At 67.2% G+C, this 18,580-nt stretch carries 14 protein-coding genes and 1 pseudogene; 9 read left to right on the top strand and 6 right to left on the bottom strand.

The annotated features are described in order from the left end of the window. Window positions 1-81: 81 nt before the first annotated feature. Window positions 82-411, bottom strand: a complete 330-nt coding sequence (locus tag QSJ34_RS12210) for an ArsR/SmtB family transcription factor (protein ID WP_285575575.1) — start codon at window positions 409-411, stop codon at window positions 82-84. 192 nt (window positions 412-603) lie between these two features. Here QSJ34_RS12210 and QSJ34_RS12205 point away from each other — a divergent pair, with 192 nt between their 5' ends. Beyond that, window positions 604-1,128, top strand: coding sequence for a KdsC family phosphatase (locus QSJ34_RS12205; protein WP_285575573.1), 525 nt, complete (start codon window positions 604-606; stop codon window positions 1,126-1,128). Window position 1,129: 1 nt separating this feature from the next. Further along, window positions 1,130-1,663: a porin family protein gene (locus QSJ34_RS12200; protein ID WP_285575571.1), complete on the top strand. Its 534-nt coding sequence runs from the start codon at window positions 1,130-1,132 to the stop codon at window positions 1,661-1,663. A gap of 7 nt (window positions 1,664-1,670) precedes the next feature. Here QSJ34_RS12200 and QSJ34_RS12195 read toward each other — a convergent pair whose 3' ends face one another. Further along, entirely contained in the window at window positions 1,671-3,113 is a 1,443-nt protein-coding gene (locus QSJ34_RS12195; RefSeq protein WP_285575569.1) for an aminopeptidase P family protein, read from the bottom strand. 209 nt (window positions 3,114-3,322) lie between these two features. Between QSJ34_RS12195 and QSJ34_RS12190 the strand changes: the two genes are divergently transcribed. Both QSJ34_RS12190 and QSJ34_RS12185 read left to right on the top strand, forming a co-directional pair. Next, window positions 3,323-3,460 (top strand): hypothetical protein, encoded by a 138-nt coding sequence (locus QSJ34_RS12190; RefSeq protein ID WP_285575567.1) that lies wholly within the window; start codon window positions 3,323-3,325, stop codon window positions 3,458-3,460. Window positions 3,461-3,563: 103 nt separating this feature from the next. Continuing rightward, window positions 3,564-5,243 carry a sensor histidine kinase gene (locus tag QSJ34_RS12185; protein ID WP_285575565.1) on the top strand — a complete coding sequence of 560 codons (1,680 nt, stop codon included), beginning with the start codon at window positions 3,564-3,566 and terminating at the stop codon, window positions 5,241-5,243. Here QSJ34_RS12185 and QSJ34_RS12180 read toward each other — a convergent pair. The 3 genes from QSJ34_RS12180 to QSJ34_RS12170 all read right to left on the bottom strand — a co-directional run bounded on the left by QSJ34_RS12180 (window position 5,236) and on the right by QSJ34_RS12170 (window position 11,528). Then, the gene (locus tag QSJ34_RS12180; protein ID WP_285575564.1) at window positions 5,236-6,990 is read right to left on the bottom strand and encodes a DUF885 domain-containing protein; all 1,755 of its coding nucleotides are present in this window, start codon (window positions 6,988-6,990) and stop codon (window positions 5,236-5,238) included. The two genes, QSJ34_RS12185 and QSJ34_RS12180, sit on opposite strands and share 8 nt — an antisense overlap. 120 nt (window positions 6,991-7,110) lie before the next feature. After that, window positions 7,111-9,348 carry an ABC transporter substrate-binding protein gene (locus tag QSJ34_RS12175; RefSeq protein WP_285575563.1) on the bottom strand — a complete coding sequence of 746 codons (2,238 nt, stop codon included), beginning with the start codon at window positions 9,346-9,348 and terminating at the stop codon, window positions 7,111-7,113. A 104-nt stretch (window positions 9,349-9,452) separates the two neighbouring features. Next, window positions 9,453-11,528, bottom strand: coding sequence for a S9 family peptidase (locus tag QSJ34_RS12170; protein ID WP_285575560.1), 2,076 nt, complete (start codon window positions 11,526-11,528; stop codon window positions 9,453-9,455). A 91-nt stretch (window positions 11,529-11,619) separates the two neighbouring features. On the opposite strand from QSJ34_RS12170, the gene QSJ34_RS12165 reads away from it, so the two are divergent. The 5 genes and pseudogenes from QSJ34_RS12165 to QSJ34_RS12150 all read left to right on the top strand — a co-directional run bounded on the left by QSJ34_RS12165 (window position 11,620) and on the right by QSJ34_RS12150 (window position 17,118). Beyond that, complete coding sequence (locus QSJ34_RS12165; protein WP_285575558.1) at window positions 11,620-13,095, top strand: HAD-IG family 5'-nucleotidase; 1,476 nt, start codon at window positions 11,620-11,622, stop codon at window positions 13,093-13,095. A 118-nt stretch (window positions 13,096-13,213) separates the two neighbouring features. Then, window positions 13,214-14,008, top strand: a complete 795-nt coding sequence (amrB, locus tag QSJ34_RS12160) for an AmmeMemoRadiSam system protein B (protein WP_285575555.1) — start codon at window positions 13,214-13,216, stop codon at window positions 14,006-14,008. After that, a pseudogene (amrA, locus tag QSJ34_RS18570) lies at window positions 13,971-14,495 on the top strand (AmmeMemoRadiSam system protein A); the annotation flags it as partial. The gene amrB and the pseudogene amrA, both read left to right, overlap by 38 nt. A 27-nt stretch (window positions 14,496-14,522) precedes the next feature. Beyond that, window positions 14,523-15,680 carry an AmmeMemoRadiSam system radical SAM enzyme gene (gene amrS, locus QSJ34_RS12155; RefSeq protein ID WP_420798851.1) on the top strand — a complete coding sequence of 386 codons (1,158 nt, stop codon included), beginning with the start codon at window positions 14,523-14,525 and terminating at the stop codon, window positions 15,678-15,680. Window positions 15,681-15,693: 13 nt separating this feature from the next. Beyond that, on the top strand, window positions 15,694-17,118 hold the full coding sequence (locus QSJ34_RS12150; protein WP_285575551.1) for a PAS domain-containing protein: 1,425 nt from the start codon (window positions 15,694-15,696) through the stop codon (window positions 17,116-17,118). A 9-nt stretch (window positions 17,119-17,127) separates the two neighbouring features. Here the strand turns inward: QSJ34_RS12150 and QSJ34_RS12145 are convergent, their stop codons facing one another. Beyond that, window positions 17,128-18,540 carry a hypothetical protein gene (locus QSJ34_RS12145; protein ID WP_285575548.1) on the bottom strand — a complete coding sequence of 471 codons (1,413 nt, stop codon included), beginning with the start codon at window positions 18,538-18,540 and terminating at the stop codon, window positions 17,128-17,130. Window positions 18,541-18,580: the final 40 nt, after the last annotated feature.

Here is an 18,580-nt window from a genome sequence, read left to right as displayed (position 1 = left end):
CCAGCCCCGCGACCAATAGCGCTGTGAGTCTTTTAATACTCATAAAGGAATACTCCAGAACAAAAAAAGGGCCGGGGCCCCTTACTTCAAAGCCTTGTACGTGATGCGGGCGCGGTCGCTGACGTGGCCGCAGACCAGATCGCACAGCTCTCCCACCAGGGGCATGACGGGGCTGAAGTAGACCGCGTTGCCTTCGGGCTCGCGGCTCACGAGGCCCACGCGCACCAGGCAGGCCAGGTGCTTCGAGGCGTTGGCCTGGGAGAGCCCCGAGGCCTCGGCGACGGCCCCCTGGCTGAGGGGCGTCTTGGAATCCAGCAGGGAGCGCAGGATCTTCAGGCGGGACGTGTCCCCCAGGGCGCTGAAGAGGCCGCTCACTTCATCGATCATGGGATTGCTGAGCTGGTGGTTCACGGTCAAAACTCCATGCACATATGATTATCTGGATTTTGACCCTGTCAAGGGAAAATCACCGTCCGATGGCAACTGTATACCTGTCGAGGCATCCAGCCAGCCAACTTCCGTCAAATCCTCCCATTTCAGGGTGAATCGAGCCGGGGCCCTGCCCGTGGCCCCGGATTTGCTAGGCTGGTCTGGGAGCGACCCGTGGACGACCTGGACCTGCGCGCGGCCAAGATCCGCCTTCTCTGCACCGACATCGACGGCGTGCTCACCACGGGCGCCCTCCACTATGGCGCCGTGCCCGGCAACGCCAAGTCCTTCCATGTGCGGGACGGCGCGGCCATCAAGTGGCTGCAGCGGTCCGGCATCCCCGTGGCTTTCATTTCCGGCCTGGCTTCGGAGGCCACCCTGAACCGCGCCAAGGATCTGGGCGTCGAGGACTGCTTCGCGGGGCACCTGGCGAAGAAACCCGTGCTCGATCAGCTCTGCGCCAAATACGGCCTGACCTATGACCAGATCGCCCACCTGGGCGACGACCTGCCCGACCTGCCCCTGCTGCGCCGGGTGGGTCTGGCCTGCTGTCCCTCCGACGCCGTGCCCGAAGTGCAGGCCGCCTGCCACTGGGTAACCCAGATCCCCGGCGGCCACGGCCTGCTGCGCGCCGTCGCCGAGCGCATCCTCAAGGCCCAGGGACGCTGGGCCGACATCCTGGCCACCTACGAGGTTTGACATGAAGCGCGCGGCCCTACTGATCGCCCTCTCCCTACCCCTCGTCGCCCAGGACCAAGAGTCCTACATCGGGTTTCGCGCCCACGCCCTGGTGCCCATGGGCGACCTGATCGACCTGACCAACCGCCAGATCGGCATCGGCGCGGCGGTCTTCGTCAGCCTGCCCGTCAACGGCGGCCTGGTGCTGCGTCCCCTCATCGGCTTCCAGTACATCCCCAAGGGCGACACCCTCGGCCTCAGCGGCACCAAGACGACGGTGGGTTCCGTGGACTTCATGATGGACGGCCTCTGGTACCCCAGCGAGGATCCCGAGCGCGGGGCCTACCTCATCGCCTCCATCGGCGGCCACCAGTGGCACGTGGCTTCGGTGGGCACCTCGCCCTCCACCATCAACGCCACCCGCCTGGGCGTGAACGGCGGCCTGGGCTACCAGATCTCGCCGCGGCTGGCCTTCGAAGCGCGGGGCTTCTGGAGCCCCATCGACAAGACGCTCACGGCCACGGGCCTGACCCTCGGCGCCACGCTGCGGTTCTGAGCCCCGTCTACTTCCGAAGCTTGGCCCCAGAACGCACGACCTTCTCCACCTCTTCCGCCTTGCGGGGCAGACGGGCGCTCAGGTTGCGGCAGCCCTCGGGCGTCACGAGGATCACGTCCTCGATGCGGATGCCGATGCCCTGCCATTTCGCGTCAACGCCCTCCATGCCCTTGGGGATGTAGATGCCCGGCTCCATGGTGAGCACCATGCCGGCCTCCAGCGGCCGCATGCCGCCGTGCCGGTGGAACTCCGACGGCGCGCCGTAGCTGCCGACATCGTGCACATCCAGGCCCAGGTAGTGGCTGATGCCGTGCGGGAGGAACTTGTTCCAGTCGCCCCGCTTGAAGGCCGCCTCCTTCTCCCCCTTGATGAGACCGAGGTCCACGAGCCCGTCGCTGACGACGCGGGCGGCCGCCCTTATGCTCGCCTCGTGCAGGCGGCCGGGCCGCACCTCCTGGAGCCCCGCCTCCTGGGCCTTCAGCACCAGGTCGTAGAGGGCTCGCTGCTCGGGGCTGAAGGTGCCGCTGGCGGGCCAGGTGCGCGTGATATCCGAGGTGTAGTAGCCCACCTCGCCGCTGGCATCCATGAGGATGAGCGAGCCGGGCAGGATGGGCTGATCGTTGAAGGGGTAGTGCAGCACGCAGCCGTTGCTGCCCGCCCCGGCGATGGTCTCGTAGGCGAGGAAGCGCGCGCCCAGGGCGCGCACGGTGCCTTCCAGGGCCGCCGCCACCTGCCCTTCGTTGGTGAAAGATGCGCTGCCCCGCATGGCGGCCAGGTGCCCTTCGATGCTCACGTCCACGGCGTGCTGGATCATGTCGATTTCGCAGGGCTGCTTGATCAGCCGCATCTCGGCGACGATGGGACGGCCGTCCACCAGGCTTTTTTCGTAATCGCCCTTCCAGGTGGCGGCGCCTTTTGGATAGGCCACGTCGAGCACCTTGGTGCGGAAGGTCTCGTCGAAATTGTCGATGAGGACGATGCGCTTGGCCTTCGCCAGGGCCTCGTTCAGCGTCTTCTCCGCGGCGGGGAACACCGCCGCCTCATCGGCTCCCCTCGCCTTGGCGCCCTCCACGCCGAGGCGCGGCCCGTCGTAGATCTCGCGGCGGGGATCGCTGGCCTGCACGAGCAGCGTGTACGTGCCCTTGTCCGCGTCCAGCAGGGCCACGGCGTGCTCCTCTTCCACGCCCGTGAGGTAGTAGAAGTCCGAGTCCTGCCGGTAGAGGTGCTCGCCGTCGCCGGAACTGGGCTGGAGCGGCATGGACTTCACCACCACCAGGCTGCCTGGCCCCATGGCCTTGGCCCGCGCCATGAGCCTGGCCCGGTTGCCCGCGAAGAAGGCCTTCGGGAGCCGCACACCGTGGTAGGCCAGTGGTGCCTGGGCCGCAAGGACGGGCGCGAAGGTCGACACGAGGGCCGGCAGAAGGAACAGGGCAGAACGGCAGCGCGGCATGCGGGCTCCAGGGGTGGAACCACTCTGCCATAGGCCCCCCGCAAGGCGGGCTTGGGTGTTTTTCCACCCGTGCCGAACCTGCTGAAGCAGGGGTGGTTGCAAGCCCATTTGTGAATATAAATAAAGAAATTCATAAACTTCCAAAAATCGGGTCCATGCTGTCAACAGGGCCTGAATCCGATTGAACCGGAGACCCGAAAAGGGACACCATGTCCAACGACAAGAAACCCAAGAAGGCCAAACCACCCATCGTGCACGGCGCCACCCACCGGGGCGCGGAGCTGTCCAGCCGGCTGACCGAATCCGTGAAACCGTCCCCGCTGTCCCCCACCAAAAAGAAGAAATAGGCGCCGATCTTCCAAACCCATTCATCACCCATTCCCGCGCCTTCATCCGATAATCCCGGTCATGACGGCTGAATCGAGGGTGCCCCCTTGGGTGATGTTTGCGGTGTTCGGAAGCGCGAGCATCCTCCTCCTGGTTCCGTCCGCCCTTCCACCGGCGGTGCGGGTGGGCGTCCCCACGCTCATCTACCTCGTCCTGCTGCCTTATACCGGACTTGAGGCCTTCCGCAGGGCAAGGCGGGAACCCCTGAACCGGTGGGGCTGGATCCTGGTCGGGTGCTTCTTCCTGATGGTGTCCTTCGCCCTCGCCACGGCCCTGCGCCAGCAGTTCGTCCAGGGTTTCTTCATCCACCACCCTCCGCTGTCGCAGCTTTCCGGGTGGACGCTGTCCATCCTTCCCGTGGCCGCCTCCCTCGTCGGCTTCCGCAGCCAGCGTCCCCGCGAGCCCGGCCGCCGGGGGGGAGCCCTTCTCGACGGCATCATCTTCGCGACCGCCCTCTACCTCATGTTCTGGATGTGGGTCGTGAAGCCGCTCCTGCCCGTGGCGGGAGACCCCCAGACGCAGCTGCTGCTCCAGGCCTTCTTCCTGCTCATCGCCTGCAGCCTGGGCCTGGCCTGCCACGCCCTCATCGCGCGCCAGCTCAGCCTCGACAGTCCCGTGGGGATCCTCGCGCTCGCCCTCGGCTACTTCGCTCTGACCGTGCCCTTCTGGGCTTACGCCATCCTCGGCGGCACCTTCCACATCTACCACCCCTCCCGAGTCATCGGCGTGCCCTTCTGGGCCATGCTCTGGTGGGCGACCCAGGCGCCCTGGTCGACGCGTCCTTCCACCTCGGCCCACCGCATCCTTCTGTTGCTGCTGCCCTACCTGCCCGTGGTCCTGGCCTTCGGCGGGGCCCTGGCCACCTACCTGCCCGCGGGTGCCCACCGGGACGGCATGGGCCTCGGGCTGCTCATCGGCCTCGCCCTCCTCGTGCTGCTGCGCCAGGGGCTCCTGCTGTGGGACTACGTCGAGATCAACCGCCACCTCGAATCCAAGGTGGAGATCCGCACCCGGGAGTTGGCGGAGACACAGTCCCTCGTCCTGCGGACCCAGCGCATGAACCTGCTGGCGACGATGGGTGCGGGCCTGGCCCACGATCTCAACAACCTGCTCACGGCGGCCCTGGGCTACCTGGGCCTGGCGGCGGAAGTGCACCCTGGCCGCTCCGAGCAGGATCTCGGCCGGCTCGAAACCGCGCTGGTCCGCGCGGGGGAACTGACCCAACGCATGATGGCCACCGGGCGCCCGGAAGGCCCGGGACTCAGCATCCTCGACCTCACGGCCCACATCTGCGGGCTCGAACCGGTGCTCCGCGCCCTCATCCCCAAGAGCCTCGGGCTCATCGTCGTCGTGCCGGACCATCCGCTCCTGGTGCGGGCCCAGGGCACGCTCATCGATCAGATCGTGGTGAACCTCGTGGGCAACGCGAAGGATGCGACGCCGCCCGGGGGAAGCATCACCGTCCGGCTTGGCAGCGAAGGCCCTGGCGCCGTGCTGGAGGTCGAGGACACGGGAAGCGGCATGCCCCCCCAGGTGCTGGCCCACCTGTTCGAGGCCTTCTTCACCACCAAGGAGGCCGGCAAGGGCACGGGCCTCGGCCTGGGCTCCGTGAAGGCCGTGGTGGACGACCTGGGCGGCCGCATCCAGGTGCATACCGAAGTGGGGCGGGGCTCCCGCTTCCGTATCGAGTTCCCGCCCCCGCATTGGGATGCGCCCGAAGCCGAGGCCTTCCCCGTCAATTGACCTTGGGCAGCATCAGCTCGCGGATGACCTTCACCGGGGCGCTGCCATAGCTCAGGAACTGCTCGTGGAAGCGCTTGAGGTCGAAGTCGCGGCCCTGCTGCGCCTTGAGCCGCTCGCGCAGGTCATAGATGGCGGAGTAGCCCGCGAAGTAGCTGGAGAGCTGGACCGACGTGACCTGGGCCCGGTGCCACTTCTCCCGGGCTTCGCTGTCCTGCTGGAAGGCCTCGCGCGTGAGCAGGCGCATGGCCTGGGCCTCGCCCATCCCCTCGACGTGGACGCCGTAATCCAGGATCGCGTTGCAGACCACCCGCAGGTTCCACTTGGAATACATGAGCCACATCTCGGGCGTGTTTCCGCCGTAGCCGGATTCCAGCATCATGCGCTCGGCGTAGACGGCCCAGCCTTCCACCATGGCGCCGTTGCCGAAGACGGCCTTCACGAGGCTGGGCGACTGGTTGGCGTGGAGCAGCTGCACGTAGTGCCCGGGAATAGCTTCGTGGATGTTCAGCACCTGGAGGATGTACTCGTTGTACTCCCGCAGGTAGCTCTCCTTTTGGGCCGCCGTGCCCTCCAGCGGCGTGACGTTGTAGTAGGTGTTGGCCTTGGGATCGTAGGGCCCGGGCGCGCTCACGCTGGCGCCGGCAACGCCGCGCATGTATTCGGGCGTCTCTCGCACGACCAGGGGCCTGGTCGGATCCTGGTTCACGAGGTCATGCTCACGCACCCAGCTTTCCAGCAGGGGGATCTGCCGCTTCACTTCGGCCACGAAGCCTTCGGCGGAAACGTGTGTCTGCGAGAGCCGCTCCACCATGCGGCCGATCAGGTCCAGACGGTCGGCGGGCGCGGGCTCGGTGCCGAAGTATTTGGGCCAGAGCTGGAGGGCCAGCTCCGCCATGCGGCCATGCAGCTTTTCCTTTTCCGCCAGGGCGCGACGGTGCAGCTCTTCGGCCGTGCAGCCCGCCTGGATCGAATACTCGAACGACGTCTCGAAGAGCTTCTTGCCGATGCGGAAGCTGCGCCATCCCGAAGCCCGCAGCCTCATTTCGAGGCCCTCAAGATGCGTGATGTAGTCCTGGATGGCCGCCTGGGCCCTGGCCGCATCGGCCTTCAGGCGGGCCTTCTCGGCGCTCGTCAGTGTGGAGCCCTCCACCTGCTTGAGGAAGTCCGCGCCGAAGACGCCCAGGGCGCCCTTGTTCTGGAGGATGGCCAGCTGGGTGTGCTCCAGCGTGGGATCTTTGAGGGCCGCCTTGGCCGCGGCGTAGTAGGCGGGAACGCGGGGCAGGCGCTTTCCCACCACCCGCAGCCGCGCGTCCAGCGGGGCGTACTCCGTGCCCAGCAGCAGCCCGAAGGTGCCCGCGACGTTGTAGCTCGAGGGGTCCCACTGATGGCCCCTGAAGACCGTCGCCGCCCAGCGCTCGGATTCGAGTTCATTGCGGATCAGGCGGAGGTCCACCCGGTCCTGCACGTCCAGACTCGCCTCATCGAAGGCCTTCGCCTTGCGCAGCCAGAGGTCACCGAAACCGAGGCTGCGGCGGCGTTCCGCCGCATCGGGAACCGGCAGCCGGTCCGCGTACTTGTAATACCCCACCGCCACGGCGCTTTCAGGATTCTGCTTCCAGTAGGCCTCGATGAACTCGCTCTTGAACCGCGCGAAGGCGGCCTTGGCGGGCGCCATCGCAGGCGTTCCGGCGGGCGCGGTGGAGGCCACGACCAGCAGGGCGGGAACCAGCAGGAATTGTCGAGTCATCGGAGGGTCCTTTTCATCGTGCGTCGAACCTGGCGGGCGTGGCCGAGCCTGCAAAGCCCACAGGAGGATCAAGGCAGGAATGAAACCACTCTGCCACACGGAGCCCGCACCCGGGACACCTCAGCCCCGGGCCACTTCCTCCAGGTGGTCCCGCAGGCTTTGGATGGAGAAAGGCTTGGGCAGCAGGGTGATGAGGGGATAGGCCTTGACCAGCGCCTGGGCGGACTGGTCCGCCCGGCCGGTGGAAAGCAGGATCGGCACGTTTGGAAGCAGATCCCGGAGGCGGGGCAAGGTGCCGTGGCCGCCGAGCCCCGGCATGTTCAGGTCGAGGATCACCACATCCGGCTCGTACCCGCCTTCGATCCGGTCCAGGGCCATCTCCCCGCTTCCGGCCGTCACAACGATGTGGCCCAGCGACTGGAGGACGTGCTCGACGGAGCCCAGCACCAGCTCGTCATCGTCCACCAGGAGCACCTGGAGGGCCCTGCGACCGGCCTCGGCCCGGGAATCTCCCTCCGCTTGCCCGGGTCGGCATTCGGAATCGCAGGCCGGAAAACGGAGGGTCACGCGGGTGCCCAGGCCCAGGTGGCTATCGAGCGCCACCTCGCCATGGTGGGCCTTCACGGTGCTGTAGACCATGGACAGGCCCAGACCGGTGCCCTTGCCGATCTCCTTCGTCGTGAAGAAGGGCTCCATGGCCTTGTCCAGCACCTCCTTGGGCATCCCCGAGCCCGTGTCCTCGACGCTGACCTCGATCCTGTCCCGCCCGAGGTTCCGAGTCCGGAGGGTGAGGGTGCCCCGATCGGGCATGGCGTCCACGGCATTGACGCAAAGGTTCATGAGGACCTGGGTCAGGGCGCCGGCATCCCCGAGCATGGGCTTCAGGTCGGGATCCAGGTCCATCTCCAACCGGATCTTGGAGAGGGTGGTCCGCTCCAGGAGTTCCGTCTCCTCGCGGATGATCTGGTTCAGGTTCACTTCCCGCTGCTCGGCCGGGCTCTGGCGCGCGAAGCTGAGGAGGGACTTGACCATCTTCCCGCCCCGCTCGGCGGCCCGGGTGATGATCTCGAAGGCCCGGTGGGTATCACTGTCAGAGGGCTGGGCTTCCTGGTTGGCCGAGGCGATGCCGAGGATGGCCCCCAGGACATTGTTCATGTCGTGGGCGATGCCGCCCGCCAGGTTGCCCAGGCTCTCCATCTTCCGGGCCTGCTGCAGCTGGATTTCCAGCTGGACCTTCTGCTCCTGCTCGAGGCGCATGGCCCTCTCGGCCTCTTCGCGGGAGGCGGTCTCGCGCTTCAGCCGGAGGTAGAGCCGCGAAAAGATCAGGGTGGCGCTGGCGAGGAGGAGGCCCACGCCCAGCAGCACCGCCGTGGCCACCGCGAGCCTGCGGTTGATCTGCCGCGCACCTGCCTCGGGTTCGTAGAGGACCTTGTCCAGATCGAAGCCCTTGGGCAGGAGGCCCAGTTCGGCGTAGGTGTCGCGGATGTGCTGCCAGCGCCCGCGGTACATGTAGCCCATGTCCACGAGGCTCGGCTGGAGGAGCATGTTCATCTTCTGGGCTTCGTAGAGGAGATACTCGCGGCCACGGCCCTTCCCGTAGCGCGCGAGGATCAGGTCCGTGATCTCCTCCGGGTGCTGCATGGCGTACTTCCAGCCCTTCAGGCTCGCTTCCCGGAAGGCCTTGACCCGCTCAGGATGGGCCTTCAGTTCCCCGTCGGAGGTAAAGAGGTTGTCGCCGTAGAAATCGATGCCGCCCATGCGGGGCGTGAAGACCAGGTAGGGGAAGCGCACCTTGTCGAAGAAATACGGCTCATCCGTGAGGTAGGCGCTGATGCAATCGACCTTTCCCTCGATCAGATCCTCGGGGTTGAAGGTGTGCGGCAGCAGGGTCACGGAGCTTTCCGACACCCCCTCCTTGCGCATGTAGGCGAAGAGCTCGTCGGACTGCTTCTCGATCATCAGGCGCTTGCCGGGCAGATCCTGGACCGAGCCGATGCCGGCCCCGGTGCGGGCGACGAGGATGACCGGGGAGTGCTGGAAGATCGCCGCCAGGATCACGACGGGCCGGCCCTGATTCCGGGCGAGCAGGAGCGCGCTGGTGCCCACCCCGAACTGGGCACGGCCGCTCACCACTTCCTGCACCACGTCGATGCCGGGCTGGCCTTCGTGGATCTCCAACTCGAGGCCGGCCTCGCGGTAGTAGCCCTGCTGCTGGGCGGCGTAGTAGCCCGCAAACTGGAACTGGTGGTGCCACTTCAGCTGGAGGGTGACCCGTTCCGGCGGCGCCTGGGCCGGAGCCGGCACGGGGATCGCCATCCCCAGCAGGAGCCACAGGATGCCTTGGAGGAGTGGACGCACAGGAACCTTGGGGCGAAGCCCGGAAGCCTTCCGATACCCATCTCTTCGGATCCCGGGCGGGGGGGCCCTGAGTTTTCAACCCGGGGCCCCCGAAGTTCCCGTCCTCACTTCTTGGTGTCGAAGGCTAGGTTGCGCACCATGTCCTCGGTCTTCCAGGGGGCGGCGCCGCCGCCCAGGTACTTCTGGAACCATTCGAGGTGGGCGTTGTAGTAGACGGGCATGGACTTCAGGTTGTCGGGCCAGTGACCGTCGTTCTTGAAGACGATGAGGCGGCTGGGCACGCCCATCTCCTGCAGGCCCGTGAAGAACTGCAGGCTTTGCGTGTAGGGCACGCGGTAGTCGCGCTCGCCCGTGATGACGAGGCAGGGCGTCTTGAAGGCCTTCACGTGGCTGCTGGGGTTCATGCGGTCGTAGGCGGTCGCCTTATCCCAGGGCGTGCCCGTGAGGTCGTGCTCGGGGAACCAGAGCTCCTCGGTGGCGCCGTGCATGGAGCGCAGGTCGTAGACGCCCATCATGGCGCCCAGGGCCTTGAAGCGGGTCGTGTGGCCCTCCAGCCACATCATGGCGTAGCCGCCCCAGCTCCAGCCCATGGCGCCCATGCGGTCCTTGTCCACGTAGGGCAGCGAAGCCAGGTGGTCGGTCACCTTCTCGATGTCCTGTTGAACCTTGCCGTCCCAGTCGCCGCTGATGGCGTCCGTGAAGGCCTGGCCGTAGCCCGTGGAGCCGTGCGGATTCGGGAAGGCCACGATGTAGCCCGCGCCGGGGTAGACCTGCCAGTCGCCGCGCAGGGTGTCGGACCACATCATCTGCGGGCCGCCGTGCACGTTCAGGATCAGGGGATATTTCTTGGCGGGGTCGAAGCCGTGGGGCTTCACGAGGAAGACGTGGATGTCCTTGCCATCGGCACCCTTCACCCACTGCTCCTCGGCGGGACGGATGTCGACTTCCTCGGCCACGGCCTGGTTGAAGCCCGTCAGCCGCTTCAGTTCCTTGGTGTCGAAGCCGTAGCGCCAGATCTCGGCCGGTTCGCCCACGCGGGTCTTGGTGAGGTAGACGGCCTTCTGATCGGGACTCACCTGGAATTCGCGGATGCTCTGGCCCTCAAGCATGCGCGTGGTCTTGCCCGTGGCGACCTCCAGGCGGAAGAGCGGCCAGCGGCCCTTCTCCTGCACGGTGAACCAGATCGCCTTGCCGTCGGCGGACCACTGGAAGCTGTCCACCCAGTTGTCGATGGCCTCGGTGAGCACCTTGCGGGTCTTCGTCTGGCGATCGTAGAGGGCGAGGCGGAAGCGGTCGGATTCGTGGCCGGGCTTGGTCTGGAAGCGGTAGGCGATGAAGCGGCCATCGGGCGAGTACTTGGGATCCTGATCCGCGGCCGGGTTGTCGCCGGTGATGCGCCGGGGCGTGCGGTCGCCTTCCAGCGAGATGAGGAAGAGATCCTGGTTGGTGCTGCGGGCGGGCACGGGATCCGCGTTCGTCGTGACGCAGACCTCCTTGCCGTCGGGGCTCAGGTCCCAGCTCTGCCAGAAGGCGGGGTAGTCCTGCTTGCCCGTCGTGATGGCTTCGACCTTGCCGTCGAAGCTGGCGTTGAAGAGGTGGGTGTACTGGAAGTCGCGCCACTCGGTCCAGTGGCGGTAGAGCAGCGAATCCGCTAGGTGGGCCTGCACCGGGCCGTTGTCCAGCTTGTCGCTCAGGCTCTTCTGCTTGGCCCCGTCCGCCATCGCCTCGGGGAACACCGAGGCCTCGAAGACCACCCGGTTCGAGCCCGGCATGAGCTTCGGTGCGCCGACGCCCGCCTCGAAGGAGGTGAGCTTGCGGGCCTCGCCGCCGGCGGCGTCCAGGGCCCAGAGCTGGCTTCCGTCCGTGCGGCTCGACAGGAAGTAGAGCGTCTTGCCATCCTTCGACCACTGGGGCGCCGTGTCCGACTTGCCCGAATAGGTGAGCTGCTTCGTCTGGCCCGTGGCCACGTCCAGCACCCAGATCTGCGTGTTGCGCGTGGCGGCCTTCAGATCCTGGCTGGAGACCTCGAAGGCCAGCTTCGAACCCTCGGGATTGAGCGCCAGGTGCTGCACGCCTTTCAGCCGGTAGAGGTCCTCGATGGTGAAGGCCCGTTTCTCCGCCGCGGCCGCGGGCAGGGCGACGATGAGGGCTGGAACGAGGAATCGATGGAGCAGGGACACGGAAGCCTCCGAACGCGAGGCATCAGAATCGCATGGGAAGGGGCCGGCCACCACCCGGGGAAACCCCGGTTCGGCCTTGCTATCCTGGGCCATGCTGAATCCCGACCTTTCCGACATCCCCCGCGGTCGCGGGATTTTCTGCAACCGCACCTTGAACATGCGGTCGGTCCGGGCCATCGGCTACGACATGGACTACACCCTGGTGGACTACCGGGTGGATGCCTTCGAGCGCATGGTCTACGCCCAGGCCCGCGAACGCCTGCTCTCCGAGGGCTGGCCCATGGAGGGCCTCGACTTCGATCCCGGCATGGTGACCCGCGGCCTCGTCATCGATACGGAACTGGGCAACCTGGTGAAGGCCAACCGCTTCGGCCTGGTGAAGCGGGCCATGCATGGCACGCGGATGCTCGAATTCACCGAGCAGCGCGATGCCTACGCCGAGACCCTGGTGGACCTTTCGGATTCCCGCTGGGTCTTCCTCAACACGCTGTTCTCCCTGTCGGAAGGCTGCCTCTTCGCGCAGGCCGTGGACCTGCTTGATCGCGGCGCCCTGCCCCGCCCCTTCGAATACGCGAGCCTCTACCGCCAGGTGCGGGCCCGGGTGGACGCCCAGCACCTGGAAGGCCACCTGAAGGCCGAGATCGCCGCGGCCCCGGAACGCTACGTGGTGCAGGATCCCGCTTCGGCCCTGGCCCTGCTGGATCAGAAGCTCTCGGGCAAGAAGCTGCTGCTCATCACCAACTCGGAGTGGAGCTTCACCTCGAAGATGATGGCCCACGCCTACGACCGCCACCTGCCCGGGGACATGACCTGGCGCCAGCTCTTCGACCTGGTGATCGTCTCCGCCCGCAAACCCATCTTCTTCACGGAGCAGGGACCCTTCTTCGAGGTGGTGGACGAGTCGGGCCTGCTGCGCCCGATGACCGGCCCGCTACGCCCCGGCGGCACCTACCTGGGCGGATGCGCGGCTCAGGTGGAGCGCGACCTGGGCGTTTCCGGCGACGAGATCCTCTACGTGGGCGACCACATGTTCGGCGATGTGCATGTGAGCAAGCGCAGCCTCAGCTGGCGCACGGCCCTGGTGCTGCGCGAACTGGAGGCCGAGGTCTCGGCCCTGGAATCCTACCGGCCCACCGAACTGCGGCTCATCGCCCTCATGCGCGACAAGGAGGCCCTGGAGGCCCAACTCTCCCTGGCCCGCCTCACCCTCCAGCGCCTGCATGCGGGCTACGGCGACGCGCCAGACCATGCCGACACCGGCCATGCGGCCGAGGCCGAGGCGCGCGTGCATGAACTGCGCAACCAGCTGGTGGCCCTGGACGCGGTGATCGCCCCCCTGGCCAAGGCCGGCAGCGAACTGACCAATCCCCGCTGGGGCCTGCTCACCCGCGCGGGCAATGACAAGAGCCACCTCACGCGCCAGATCGAGCGCTACGCCGACATCTACACGAGCCGCGTCTCGAACTTCCTGCACGCCACACCCTACGCGTACTTCCGTTCGCCGCGCGGCAGCCTGCCCCACGACCCCAGCACCCTGGAGCATCCGGAGCGGGATCCCGGACTCTGAGACTCAACAAAGACGGGATTCCCGGCCTTTTTACGTTCAGGTCTAGAATCTCGCGGCCCCGTCTTGCGCGCCTCGCGGTGGGAACCGATCGTACCCCTACTGCGCACAGGAGGCTGCCATGTTGACGGTGCGCCCGCCCTCGGTCGCTGGTCGTTTCTATCCCGGGAATCCCGCCCGCCTGCGGGAGGACGTGGACCGCATGCTCGCCGTCGTATACGTGCCGCCGGAAGAGCCCATGCCCAAGGCGCTGATCGTGCCCCATGCGGGCTACCCCTACTCGGGCCCCGTGGCCGCCAGTGCCTATGCCCGGCTGCTGCACGAGGGCTCCACCCTCGAGCGGGTGATCCTGCTCGGCCCCAGCCACCACGCGGCTTTCCACGGCATGGCCCTGCCCGAATCCGGCGGTTTCGAGACCCCCCTCGGCACCGTGGACCTCGATCAGGAGGCCCTGACGAGCCTTCCCCACATCCGCCGCAGCGAAGCCATCCACCGGCCCGAGCATTCCCTGGAAGTGCAGCTGCCCTTCCTGCAGGTGGTGGCGCCGAAGGCCCAGCTGGTCCCGCTGCTCGTGGGCGAAGCCACGCCCTTCCAAATCGCCGAAGTGCTGAAGGCCTTGTGGGGTGGCCCCGAAACCGTCCTCGTCGTGAGTTCGGACCTGTCCCACTACCTGCCCTACCGCGTGGGCCGCGCCATGGACGAGGAGACCGTGCGCAGGATCCTGCACCTGGACACCAGCCTGGAATCCGAACGCGCCTGCGGGGCCACCCCCGTGGCGGGATTCCTGGAGGCCGCCAAGCGCCGGAAGCTGCACCCCGTCCTGCTCGACCTCCGCAGCTCGGGCGATACGGCGGGCGACATGGAAGAGGTGGTCGGCTATGGAGCCTTTGCCTTCTTCGAAACCGAGCCCTCCTGACCTGGATGGGCACCGGCTGGCGCGCATGGCCCGGCGGGCCATCGCCGAGGCCCTGGGCCCGCACCTCCTCGAGGAGTCCTCCGACGACCAGGAGGCCGCCCCTGATTCTGTTTTCGACCGGCCCCAGGCCAGCTTCGTCACCCTCACCCTGGATGGCCAGCTCCGGGGCTGCGTCGGCAGCCTCTGGCCGGACGGCTCCCTAGCCGAGGGAGTGCGACGCCACGCCCGGGCCGCCGCCTTCGACGATCCCCGCTTCGAGCCCCTTCCACCCGAGCAGCTGCCCCGCCTCGCCGTGGAAGTCTCCCTCCTGTCGCCGCTGAACCCGCTCGCCTGCACCGACGAGGAGGACCTGCTGCGCCAGCTGCGGCCGGGCGTGGATGGCCTGCTGCTGGAGCACGAGGGCCGGAGCGCCACCTTCCTCCCCCAGGTCTGGGATCACATGCCCGAGCCCCGCGCCTTCCTCGCGGCTCTCAAGCTCAAGGCCGGCTGGCCCGCCACCTTCTGGCCGCCCGGGATGCAGGTCTGGACCTACACCGTGGAAGCCTGGCGCGACGAGCCGCGACCGGCGCCCCTCAATGCCCCGCCCGCCGCGGGCTTCCTTTATCCCGCCCGGCACTGGCACCGGCTTGCCGACGGCCGCCTGCGCTGCGACGTATGCCCCCACGGCTGCGCCCTGCACGAGGGTCAGCGTGGCCGCTGCTTCCTGCGCCAGCGGATCGGCGACCGCATGGTGCTCCCGGCCTACGGCCGCAGCAGCGGCTTCTGCGTGGATCCCATCGAAAAGAAGCCGCTGAACCATTTCCTGCCGGGCACCTCGGTGCTTTCCTTCGGCACCGTCGGCTGCAACCTCACCTGCCGGTTCTGCCAGAACTGGCACCTCTCCCGCTCCCGCGATCCGGACCGACTGCAGGAGTGGGCCGCGCCCGACACCGTGGCCTCGGGGGCCCGGCACCTGGGTTGCCGTAGCGTGGCCTTCACCTACAACGAACCGGCCATCTCCCTCGAATACGTCTCGGATGTCGCCGAGGCCTGCCATGCCGAAGGCCTCGCCACCGTGGCCGTGACCGCGGGCTACCTGCAAGAGGCTGCCCGCAGGGATTTCTTCGCCCACATCGACGCGGCGAACGTGGACCTCAAGGCCTTCAACGATGCCTTCTACCACCGGACGGTAGGGGGCTCCCTCCAGCCGGTGCTCGACACCCTGCGCTACCTCGTCCACAGCACGGATGTCTGGACCGAGATCACCACCCTGCTCATCCCCGGGCTGAATGATTCGGAGGCGGAGATCCGCCAGCTCGCCGAATGGATCGCCGACGATCTGGGCGTCGAGGTTCCCCTCCACTTCAGCGCCTTCCATCCGGCGTACCGCATGCTGGACCATCGGCCCACCCAGCCCGCCGCCCTCCGCCGCGCCCGGGCCCTGGCCCGCGAGGCCGGACTGAAGCATGTCTACATCGGCAACCTCCACGATCCGGAGGGCGCGACGACCTTCTGCCCCGGCTGCGGACGGCCCCTCATCCAGCGCGAAGGGTTCCGCCTGCTGAGCCTGGACCTGGACGCCGAAGGCGGTTGCCCGACCTGCGGGGCCACCCTCCCAGGCCGCTTCGATGGGCGGGTGCGTCCTCCAGCCCCGTGTCCGGCCCATCTCAACGTTCCCCAGCTGTCCCGATGAACCGAGGCCCCACATGGCCCAAGATTCGACACAACAGGATCTGAGTTCTCCGTGGGAGAGGCTGGATCTGGCGCGCGAGGGCGTGGGGCCAGGGGAGATCTACCGCACCTGCCTCGAAACCCTGCCGGACGGGTTCGTCCTCCTCTCCGCCCTCCGCTCGGCCAGTGGCGAGATCGAGGATTTCCGCTTCGACTACATCAATGAAGCCGGGTGCCGCCTCAACCACCGCCAGCGGGAGGACATCCAGGGCCATCGCCTGCTGGAACTGCTCCGCCTCGACCTGGGCGAGTTGTTCGAGGCCTTCCGGCAGGTGGTGTCCACGGGAACGCCCCTGTCCCAGGAGGTCTATTTCCCAGCGGATCCTCCCGGTACAGGCAAACGGGTGTTCCGGGCCCTCGACCTGCGGGCGGTGAAAGTGGGCGACGGGCTGGCCATCACCTGGCGGGACACCACGGCGCGTTGCCAGGGCGAAGCGGCCCTGCGCGAACAGACCTCCCGGTTCCGGGCCATCTTCGATCACAGCTCCGAAGCCATCCTGCTCACCTCGCCGGATGGCCGCATCTTCGCCGCCAACCCCGCCGCTTGCCGCATCAGCGGGTGCACCGAAGCCGACATCTGTGCCGCGGGCCGCGAAGGCTTGGTGGATACTTCGGACCCCCGGACACACGAATTCCTCGAGACCCGCCGACGAGAGGGACACGCCCGGGGCGAAATGACCTTGAAGCGGGCGGATGGCAGCCGCTTCCCCGCCGATGTTTCGTCCACGATCTTCAAGAATCTGGATGGACAGGAGCGGACAGTGCTGCTCTTCTTCGACTTATCTGAAAAAAAGCAGCTTGAAGCCCGCAGCGAACGCCTCGCGGCCCTCGTGGATTCCTCGGAGGATGCGATCTACGCTTCGAACATGGACGGCATCATCACCGATTGGAACGAAGGCGCCACCACCCTGTACGGGTACTCCGCCGCCGAAGCCATCGGAAAGCCGCCCCCCCTGATCGTTCCCGAGGAGCTGCTTCCTCTAACCCGAGACCTCCTGCGCACCCTCAGGGAAGGTCAGCGGCTGCGCAACTACGAGACCCTCCGCAAGCGGAAGGACGGGACCCTCATCCACGTCGCCCTCACGGCCTCTCCCATCATCCACGGCGATGGCAGCATGTCCGGCATCTCCGTCATCGCCCACGACATCACGGCCCGCGTGCAGGCGGCGGCCGAACGCGAACGCCTCATCAAGGAGCTTCGGGCAGCCCTGGCGGACGTGCAAACCCTCAGCGGCCTCGTCCCCATCTGCTCCTGGTGCAAGCGCATCCGCGACGACGCGGGCTACTGGACCCAGGTGGAAAGCTACATCCAGGAGCATTCCCCGGCCCGCTTCACCCACGGAATCTGCCCCCAGTGCGCGGCGGGGTTCTACCCGGAAGCCACGAAGGATTCCGGATAGAACCGGATCCTACTTCAGGGCGTAGACGGTCACGCCGTAATGCTCGGGATCCCAGGGTGCGTCGTCGTTCCAGTCGCCGTAGGCGTGGCTGTCATCGGTCTTGAAACGCAGGGTGTAGGTCCCCTTGGGCAATTGAATCAGCTCGTCGGCCAGGCGGTTCTTGGTCGCGCCGCCTGCATGGCTCGTGTGGTTGCGCACCATGGTCCAGACGCGGGTCCCTGATGCATCCTCGATCCAGGCCTCGTCGATCATCTCTTCCCGGTGCCCTTCGCCGATGGCGTAGACGCGCAGGGACTGAGGCCCCGTGAGGCTGAAGGTGGTGCGGCGGTCCTGGTCGTCGCCCACGCGCACCAGCTCGGCCACCACGGTCCAATGGAGCGGATCCGTCAGGGAGACCGCCGAAGCCTCCGCGTCCGCGGGCACGGACAGGGTCAGGCCATAGAAGGCGGGGTCGCAGGGCGGGGCCGCGTTCCAGTCCGCCGGGGAATGGGAATCATCCGTGACGTAGCTGGCCTCGTAATCACCCGCGGGCAGCTGGATCGTTTCCACCTGGCGGCGGTTCTTCTGCGCCCCGCCGGCGTACTGGGACTTGTCCATGCTCATCTCCCACACCCGGGCCCGGGTGCGGGCGTCCACGATCCAGCCGTAGTCGGCCAGGTTCCGACCGCTGCCCTCGCCTTCGGCGTAGACATGCAGTGTGATGGGCTTGCGCACGTGGAAGGCCTGGGTCCAGTGGCCGTCGTCAGTGGCGGCGGGCAGCGAGACGACGATGTTCTTCCAGCGCAGGGGCGCCTCGAAGCTGGCCACCTCGGCCCCCTGGCCCGCGGCGAGGTAGACCTCCATGCCGTAGTTCCCCACCTGTTCGCGCCAGTGGCGCAGCAGGCTGGATTCATCGGCGCCGAAGGCCGCCAGGAAGCCGTGGGGACGCTCCTGGTGCTCTGTGTGGATGGAGCGGCGGTCGATGTTGCGGGTCCACTGGGCGAAAAGAAGGCTCTGCCCGAAGCCGTGGTTGGCGAAGTAAGCTTCGTAGCTGCCCGCGGGCAGGTCCAGGTAGCGGTCCGCCACCCAGTAGTCCCAGTCGCGCTTGGTGTTCGATCCGTCCATCTGCCAGACCACCTCCCGCGTGGTGGCGTTGAGGATCCAGCCATAGGCGAAGAGGGGCTGGTCGCCACGGCCGTGGATGAAGGAGCGCATGCCTCCGCCCCGGGCGTAGACGTGGACCTTCGCGGCCTTCGGCAGGGTGAAGCCCTGCTGGCGGACTTCGGCGGATTCGAAACCGTGCAGGGCGGCAATACGAGGTTCCTGGCCGTGCCGTTCTTCGGCGCGCAGGGCCGGCGCGAAGGCGGTGATCACCACGAACAAGCCCACGGCCTGGATCACGCGGACGAGCCAGGCGGTTTCCGAGATCAGAAAGGGCAGCATGGGAACTCCTGGGGACGGTTCCAAGCTAGCCCTTTCGGCA

The organism is Geothrix limicola (assembly GCF_030268085.1).
Taxonomy (GTDB): Bacteria; Acidobacteriota; Holophagae; order Holophagales; family Holophagaceae; genus Geothrix; species Geothrix limicola.
This window is presented reverse-complemented; position numbering and strand designations above follow the sequence as displayed.

Coding starts and splice junctions, on each gene's coding strand:
- QSJ34_RS12200 (WP_285575571.1), top strand. CDS start 1,130: ATGAAGCGCGCGGCCCTACTGATCGCCCTCTCCCTACCCCTCGTCGCC.
- QSJ34_RS12195 (WP_285575569.1), bottom strand. CDS start 3,113: ATGCCGCGCTGCCGTTCTGCCCTGTTCCTTCTGCCGGCCCTCGTGTCG.
- QSJ34_RS12190 (WP_285575567.1), top strand. CDS start 3,323: ATGTCCAACGACAAGAAACCCAAGAAGGCCAAACCACCCATCGTGCAC.
- QSJ34_RS12180 (WP_285575564.1), bottom strand. CDS start 6,990: ATGACTCGACAATTCCTGCTGGTTCCCGCCCTGCTGGTCGTGGCCTCC.
- QSJ34_RS12165 (WP_285575558.1), top strand. CDS start 11,620: ATGCTGAATCCCGACCTTTCCGACATCCCCCGCGGTCGCGGGATTTTC.
- amrB (WP_285575555.1), top strand. CDS start 13,214: ATGTTGACGGTGCGCCCGCCCTCGGTCGCTGGTCGTTTCTATCCCGGG.
- amrS (WP_420798851.1), top strand. CDS start 14,523: ATGCAGGTCTGGACCTACACCGTGGAAGCCTGGCGCGACGAGCCGCGA.
- QSJ34_RS12150 (WP_285575551.1), top strand. CDS start 15,694: ATGGCCCAAGATTCGACACAACAGGATCTGAGTTCTCCGTGGGAGAGG.
- QSJ34_RS12145 (WP_285575548.1), bottom strand. CDS start 18,540: ATGCTGCCCTTTCTGATCTCGGAAACCGCCTGGCTCGTCCGCGTGATC.